Source organism: Magnetococcales bacterium, from assembly GCA_015231925.1.
Lineage (GTDB): Bacteria > Pseudomonadota > Magnetococcia > Magnetococcales > JADGAQ01 > JADGAQ01.
In genome coordinates this window covers 1-7,682 of sequence record JADGAQ010000194.1, presented here as the reverse complement: position 1 = coordinate 7,682, position 7,682 = coordinate 1, and the positions used below count along the sequence as shown (strand labels likewise).

The following is a 7,682-nucleotide window of genomic DNA, read 5'->3' as shown; positions in this document are numbered from 1 at the left end:
CTCCGGGGCCGACTCCTGCCAAAGCCCCTTGGAGGAACCCCCCGAAGTGCGATACGGCGTCAACGGCTCGGAGACCCCGGTCACGGGGCGGGAATACTCCCTGCGCCCCGAAGCGGCGGGCGGCTGCCACTCAACCGGGGCGGAAGCCCGCGCCGGCAGCACCGCGCTCACCGCTTCCGGGGCGGCCCGCTCCTCCGGCTCCGCCTCCTCCTGTGAACTTCCCGGCTGATAGGTGCGGTGCCCCATGCCCTGCAAACAGTCGCTCAAGGCGCGGCGCACCACGGCGAAAATCTGGTGCTGGTTGCGAAAACGCACCTCCTGCTTGGTGGGATGGACGTTGACATCGACCATTTCGGGATTGAGCTGCAGAAACAGGGCCGCCATGGGATAACGATCCTTGGCCAGCAGATCCCGGAAGGACTCCCGTATGGCCTGGAACAGAATGCGATCCCGAATCCAGCGCCCGTTGACGAAGAGGTGGATGTTGCCGGAACTCACCTGGTTGAGGGTGGGCAGGCCCACCCAGCCATGCACCGTGACCTCCCCCTCGTCGGCCCCCAGCTCCAGACAGTTGCCGGGGAACTCCCCGCCGAAGACCGCGCCCAGCCGGGGGGCCATGGAGCCCCCTTCCGGCACGGCCTCCACGGCGAACACCTCCCGACGGTTGATGACCAAACGCAGGGCGAGATAGGGGGCGGACAGGGCGAAGCGATGCAGCAATTCCTGAACGTGGCTGTTTTCGGTGCGTTCGGAACGCATGAACTTGAGACGGGCCGGAGTGTTGAAAAAGAGGTGCCGCACCGAAACCCGCGTACCGACCGGCATGACCACCGCCTCCTCCGAGACCGGCTCCCCACCCCGCAGATGCAGGCCGATTCCCGCCGCTTCGCTTTCCACCCGTGATTCGAGATCGAAATGGGAGACCGAAGCGATGGAGGGCAGCGCCTCGCCCCGGAAACCGAAGGTGGCGATACTGAAGAGATCCTCCTGAGAGGTGATTTTGGAGGTGGCGTGTCGTTCCAGGCAGAGCCGCGCCTGGGGAGGCGTCATGCCCCAGCCGTTGTCCGCCACCTGGATCAGCTCCCGACCGCCCCCTTCCAGGCAGACCTCCACCCGTGAAGCCCCGGCGTCCAGACTGTTTTCCAGCAACTCCTTCACCACCGAGGCGGGACGTTCCACCACCTCGCCGGCGGCGATCTGATTGGCCAGCACCTTGGGCAGCAGGCGGATTTCGGGTCGTGTGGCGCTCACGGCACTCCTCCGGAAGGATAGGGACAAAAGTCCACCGGACAACCCTGGCAACGGGGACGCGACAGGCAGTGCGCCTTGGCCAGAGCCACGATCAGGGCGTGCAACTCCCCCAGAACCGCAGCCTCGGCAGGCATGGCCTCCTGCACCCGGCGTTGCATCTCCGCATAAGGGGTGGAACGCGCCGCCCAGCCGAGACGCTCCCACAAACGCCAGGTATAGGCATCCACCACGAAGAGCGGCAAGCGGGCCCCGTAGCAAAGGATGGAATCGGCGGTTTCGGGACCGATGCCGTGGATTCCCAGCAAGGCGAGGCGCTGTTCCGCCCCCGGCAGGGCAAAAAACCGCGCCGGGCTGTCGTCGAACGCGGCGAAAAACCGCGCCAGAGCCTGAAGCCGACGCATCTTCTGCCGAAAGAAGCCCGCCGGGCGCAACAGCTCCCAACCCTGCTCCTCCGGCAATCCCCGGAGGGCGGCGAAGTCGAGCAGACCCCGCTCGTCGAGAGCCGCCACCACCTTGGCCGCCTGCTGCCAGGCGGTGTTCTGCACCAGCACCGCCCCCACCATCATCTCCACTTCCCCCCTGGCGGGCCACCAGCCCTGGGGACCGAAGCGGGCCAGAAGCCGGGCGTGGAGTTCAGGAACCCGCCACGTCACAGGCATCGCCCTCGGCGCGCAGAATGGAGATCTCCTCCCGAGTGAGAAAACGCAAGCCCCCCGTCGGCAGCTCCCCCAGGGTCAGGCCGCCGTGACCCACCCGGATCAGCCGGGCCACCTGCAATCCCAGGGTTTCGAAGATGCGGCGCACCATGCGGTTGCGCCCCTCCCGCAAGGTCAGGGTGTACCAGGCCTGCTCGCCACGGGTCCAGTCGAGGGTGGCCTCCAGCGGACCGGTCGGGCCGTCTTCCAGCGTCACCCCCGCCTGCAGCGCCGGCAGACACTTTTCCGCCCCCTTGCCCCGCACCCGCGCCCGATAGATGCGGGCCGCGCCATGACTGGGGTGCTGCAGCCGCTGCGCCAGATCCCCGTCGTTGGTCAATAGCAGCAACCCCTCGGAATTGAAATCGAGCCGCCCCACCGAAACCACTCGCGGCAGCCGGGGATCGAGCATCTGGTAGATGGTGGGCCGCCCCTCCGGGTCGCTGCGGGTGCACAGCACGCCCTTGGGCTTGTGCAACATCAGATAGACCTTGCGCTGCTTCTGTACCCCCACCTCCTTGCCGTCGAGGGCCACCTGATCGCCCCGCACCACCTTGACGCCCTGCTCGGTCACCACCACGCCGTTGACCGCCACCCGCCCGGCGGCAATCCACTTCTCCCCCTCGCGACGGGAACAGAGTCCGGCATCGGCCAGCCACTTCTGCAGCCGTACCCCTTCCACCTGCACTTCAGCCATGGAGCGCCCCCGCATTCGGCAGGCCGATCACTTCCGCCACCCGCACCAAAACCTTCAGGGCCCGCTCCCGCGCCCGTTCCGCCCCGCTGATCAGCAGGCGCGACAACTCACCCCGATCCGATACCAACTCCCGATAACGCGCCTGCACCGGCTGCAGCAATTCGGCCACCACCTCGCCGGTCTCCACTTTGAGTTTGCCGTACTGGTTGTGGCTGAAGTGGGCCAAGGCCTCCTCCGTACTCGCCCCCCTGGCGGCGCACCAGATGTTGAGCAGATTGCTCACCCCCGGCTGCCCCGCCTCGTCGTGGCGAATCACCCCCAGGCTGTCGGTCACCGCCTTCTTGAACTTGCGCAGAACCACCTCCGGCGGATCCAGCATCATCACCCTGGCCAGATCCGATTCGGCGCTTTTGGACATCTTTTTCGTCGGCTCCTGCAGATCCTTGACCCGTGCCCCGCTGGGCGGAATGAAGGGCTCGGGCACCTTGAGGGTCGTCGGCCCGTACAGGTTGTTCATGCGCACCGCGATATCCCGGGTCAGCTCCAGATGCTGCTTCTGGTCTTCACCCACCGGCACCCGATCGGTGTCGTAGAGCAGGATGTCGGCGGCCATCAGCACCGGGTAGGTGAAGAGCCCGGCGTTGATGTTCTGATGGTGGCGTTGCGCCTTGTCCTTGAACTGGGTCATGCGCTCCAACTCCCCCATCTGGGTAAAGGTGGAGAGAATCCAGGCCAGCTCCGAATGGGCGGAAACCGCGCTCTGAATGAAAACCAGGGACTTGGCCGGATCGATGCCGCAGGCCAGATAAAGCGCCGCCAGATCGAGGGAGCGCTGCCGCAACTGCGCCGGATCCTGCCGCACCGTGAGGGCGTGCAGGTCGACGATGCAGAAGATGCAGTCATGATCCTCCTGCAGACGCACCCATTGCCGGAGCGCCCCCAGATAGTTGCCGATGGTCAACTCCCCGGTGGGTTGCGCCCCGGAAAAGACGACCGGTTTTGCGGATGCCTTGTTCATGCGTTGTTGTTCTCCAGTTTGACAGCCTGTTTAAAAGAGGCGGGAGAGGCGTTGAAAATCACGGCATTGGTCCCCACTGCTCCAGAGAAATGACCCGGTGCGCCCAGGGCGTATTCGTCAAACACGAGACCAAACGCCCGTCTGCGGTAACCGGTGGAACATTTTCACGCTCAGCCAACGCCAGGTAATAACAATCATAAATAGGGTGATCAATCCGCAAGGCGATGGCCAGGGCCTGCGAGGACTCTTCCACCACAGGGATCAGGCGCGAAAAAAAACGTGGAAGCCTGGAAACAATCTCCTCTCCTGGACCTTTGCCAATCCTGCCGCTTCGAATCATCTTCCAGACGGCATTGCTCACTTCAGGTACAATCCATTCCGGAGCGAGCAGTTCCCCTTCCGTTTCAAGAATCCTCACCGCCTGCTCCGCCCCCGGCTCATCCGACAGGAACCACTTCAAAGCGACGCTGGCATCAACGATAAGTTTCATTATTGTCCCTGTCTTCCCGGATCAGGAATTCCGCCGATGGCCAATTCCTTTCGGACTGATTCGGAGAGAGCATGGCACGAATCCGTTTCATCTCGGCCACACGTTCTTCGCGGGAAAAGGGCGCTCCAATCTCCGGGTCCATGAATTCTCCGACACCCTTCGAGTCGACAGAACTCCGGGTGAGGCCTTCCCCTGCGGAAATGGGCATAACCCCGGAGAGCATCTCCCGCAAGGCGAACTCCAGCGAAATATGTTGCGAGGCGGCTCTGGCTCTAAGCCGTTCAATAATCGCCTCATCCACATCATGAATCACCAGTTGTCCCATGGCACGCTCCTTTCAGCCTATACCGAAAGCCCCGCGATGGCGTAGAACTGCCGCAGCAGATAGCGCAGCGGGCCGTGGAGCAGGCTGCCGAAACCGCCGGTCATCACCAGGAGGATGATCAGCGGCATACCGAAACGCTCCAGGCTCATCCAGAATCCCTGAGCCGCTGCCGGCAGAACCGACTGCACGATGCGTCCTCCGTCCAGCGGAGGCAGGGGGATCAGGTTGAACAGGGCCAGCACCCCGTTCATCTTGATGGAGGCGATCAGTATACCTCCCAGAACGGTGACCAGATAGGGCATGAATCCACCATGGCTCACCACCTGGGCAAGCATCAGGGCGCTGAGGTAGGCCAGCAGGAGGTTCATGGCGGGTCCGGCCAGGGCCACGCAAAAGAGTCCCAGACGTTTGGAACCCCGGAACAGACCCACGTTGATGGGCACCGGTTTGGCCCCGCCGAAGGCGATGGGCTGGTTCATGGTGTAGGAGGTGACCACCACCATGACCAATGGCACCAGGATGGTCCACACCGGATCGATATGAGGCAGCGGATTCAGTGTCAGTCGTCCGTGTTGACGGGGGGTGGGATCCCCGAAACGGTCGGCGACGAAGCCGTGGGCCCATTCGTGAAAAGTGGCCCCCAGCAGAACGCCCGGCCCCCAGATCAAGACGTTCCACACGATATCCTGCCAGGCGATGGTCATGGTCAGGGCTTCTCCTTACCCGCGTGGGGAGGGGACAGAGACAGGGCCTCGTCGAGGGCCTCCATGAACTGTCCCACATTGAGCGGCTTGGTCAGATAACGACGGAAACCCGCCGCCAGACCCCGTTCGATATCAGCCGGCAGCGCGTTGGCGCTGACCGCCAGCACCGGACACGTCGACAGTTCCGGGTGCTGCCGGAGTCGCCGCAACACCTCATAACCATCCATGCCCGGCAGGTTGATGTCCAGTAAAATCACGTCCGGGCGCTGCACCCGCGCCAGTTCGAGCCCGATGCGGGCGTCCGGGGCGCTCTTCAGGCGGATGTCGGCCCGGCGGCGCAGCAGATGTTCCACCAGTTTGATATTGGCCGGGGTGTCTTCGATATAGAGCAGGGTGCGTTCGTAGGTCCGTCCGGACCAGCCCAAACCCTCCTCCTCCACCAGACGCCCCGCCGATTCATCGTCTTCGAGACGGGCCGCCACCGGCAACTCCACCCAGAAGAGGCTGCCCTCCCCCGCCCGGCTGCGCAAACCGATATCCCCTCCCATGAGCTGGATCAACCGCTTGCAGATGACCAGACCGATTCCGGTGCCTTCGGTATCGCCCGACTCCGCCCCCAGCCGGTTGAAAGGCTCGAAGACCTCATCCAGCCGCTCCGCTGCGATACCGATCCCCGTGTCCGCCACCTCCACCCGAACTCGTCCGCTCTCCGCCGGATGACAACCCAGCCGCACGGCTCCGCCTTCCCGATTATACTTGATGGCGTTGGAGAGCAGATTGAGCAGCACCTGTTTCAGACGGGTGCGGTCCCCCAGAACCACATAGCGCAAACACTCCCGGATCTCACCACCCAGCAGGATGTTGCGCTGCCGCGCCAGGGGCATCATCAGGTTGAGACACTCCTCCACCACCTCCCCAAGAGCCACATCCTCCAGGGTGAGCTGCAGGCGCCCCGCCTCGATGCGGGCCAGGTCCAGCACTTCGTTGATCAACTCCAGCAGATGATGCCCCGCCCGGATGATCTCGCCGATGCTGTCCTTCTGTCCCACCGTCAACGGCTCCAGGGGATCCGACTCCATCAGTTGGGCAAAGCCCAGGATGGCGTTCATCGGCGTGCGCAGCTCATGGCTCATGCTGGAAAGGAACTGGGACTTGGCCTGATTGGCCTTTTCCGCCGCCTCCTTGGCCTGACGCAACTCCGTTTCGGCCTTCTTGCGGTTGCGGATGTCGATGATCACCCCGGTGAACAGACGTCGCCCCAGAAAACGGAACTCGGTGACGGAGACCTGAATGGCCACCAGGGTGCCATCCTTGTGCAGTCCTTCCATCTCCCGCGAAAAACGCACCATCTCGGGATGCCGACCTTGATGGATGCGGCTCAACTGATTGCGATGCCGCACCGCGAAGGCCTTGGGCATGAGCATGCTGACATCCCGGCCCACCACCTCCTCTTCGGTATAGCCGAAGATGGCCACCGCCGCCGGGTTGACCAACTCCACCAGCCCATCCTGATCGGTCACCAGAATGCCTTCGGCAATGTTCTCCAGAATGGCGCGCATGCGGGTTTCGCTCTCCCGCAGGGTCAGTTCGGTCTTCTTGCGCAGGGTGATGTCGCTGCCGTAGACGTGACAAACCCCCAACTCCTTCACACCGCTGACCACGAACTGGAAGAAGAGGTTGTCCACCATGGTGCCGAAGCTGACCTCTTCCTCGTTTTGAATGCACTCCTCGATGTCGATCTGCTCCATGCCGGGCAGCAGCTTGCGAATGTTGACCCCCTCCTCCAGTCGGAAGCCCAGACTCATGGCTGCCGACGTATTGGCTTCCAGAATCGTGCCTTCCCGATCGATGCGCAACACCGGAGCCGGATTCATCACCGCGAAGAGGGCCATGCTGCGGGCTTTGCCCTCCGCCTCTTTCTGTCGGGTGATGTCGGTTCGAATGGAAATGAATTCCTGAGGCGAGCCCGACGGCGCCAGAATGGGCACGATGGTGGTTTCGATCCAGTAGAGGACGCCGTTCTTGCGGCGGTTGCAGATTTCACCCCGCCAGACCCGCCCCTGACCGATCGTCTCCCACATCCGGGCGAAAAATTCCGCCGTATGCTGGCCGGAACGCAGAATGCGATGATCCTGACCGATCAATTCATGGGGGGAGTACCCGCTGACTTCGCAGAACCGGCTGTTTACATAGGTGATACGCCCTTCCGCATCCGTGATACTGATGATGGCGTGGCGATTGAGGGCATACTGCATATTCTCCACTTCCTGCAGCGAATGCCGCAGATACTCGTCAACCGTGGAGCGGGCCCGGACCAGACGAATGGCGCGCTGCACCGCCTGCACCAGATCGGTGGGCAACAGCGGCTGATAGAGGCGCTCCTGACGAAAAGGCAGTCCATCCTCACAACGACGCCCCGGATTTTCGGCCACCGACAAAAACAGAACCGGCAGGTTGCCGAAGCGGGCGTGCTGTTCCAGAAGCGTGGCGATTTCCAGAGCC

8 protein-coding genes are annotated in these 7,682 nt (G+C 63.3%); all 8 read right to left on the bottom strand.

The window, feature by feature from the left end:
- A partial coding sequence (gene mutL / locus HQL56_16555) for a DNA mismatch repair endonuclease MutL (GenBank protein ID MBF0311128.1) occupies positions 1-1,251 on the bottom strand: 1,251 nt, incomplete at its 3' end.
- Positions 1,248-1,910 (bottom strand): hypothetical protein, encoded by a 663-nt coding sequence (locus HQL56_16550; protein ID MBF0311127.1) that lies wholly within the window; start codon positions 1,908-1,910, stop codon positions 1,248-1,250. The genes mutL and HQL56_16550, both read right to left, overlap by 4 nt.
- Positions 1,885-2,643, bottom strand: a complete 759-nt coding sequence (locus tag HQL56_16545; GenBank protein ID MBF0311126.1) for an rRNA pseudouridine synthase — start codon at positions 2,641-2,643, stop codon at positions 1,885-1,887. Before HQL56_16545 ends, HQL56_16550 begins: the two co-directional genes overlap by 26 nt.
- Positions 2,636-3,661: a tryptophan--tRNA ligase gene (trpS, locus tag HQL56_16540; protein ID MBF0311125.1), complete on the bottom strand. Its 1,026-nt coding sequence runs from the start codon at positions 3,659-3,661 to the stop codon at positions 2,636-2,638. Before trpS ends, HQL56_16545 begins: the two co-directional genes overlap by 8 nt.
- Positions 3,662-3,719: 58 nt before the next feature.
- Positions 3,720-4,151, bottom strand: a complete 432-nt coding sequence (locus tag HQL56_16535) for a type II toxin-antitoxin system VapC family toxin (GenBank protein ID MBF0311124.1) — start codon at positions 4,149-4,151, stop codon at positions 3,720-3,722.
- Positions 4,135-4,476, bottom strand: coding sequence for a hypothetical protein (locus HQL56_16530; GenBank protein ID MBF0311123.1), 342 nt, complete (start codon positions 4,474-4,476; stop codon positions 4,135-4,137). Before HQL56_16530 ends, HQL56_16535 begins: the two co-directional genes overlap by 17 nt.
- A gap of 17 nt (positions 4,477-4,493) precedes the next feature.
- Positions 4,494-5,180 (bottom strand): site-2 protease family protein, encoded by a 687-nt coding sequence (locus HQL56_16525; protein ID MBF0311122.1) that lies wholly within the window; start codon positions 5,178-5,180, stop codon positions 4,494-4,496.
- A 2-nt stretch (positions 5,181-5,182) separates the two neighbouring features.
- Positions 5,183-7,682, bottom strand: a 2,500-nt coding sequence (locus HQL56_16520) for a PAS domain S-box protein (GenBank protein MBF0311121.1), incomplete at its 5' end; no start/stop codon positions are given.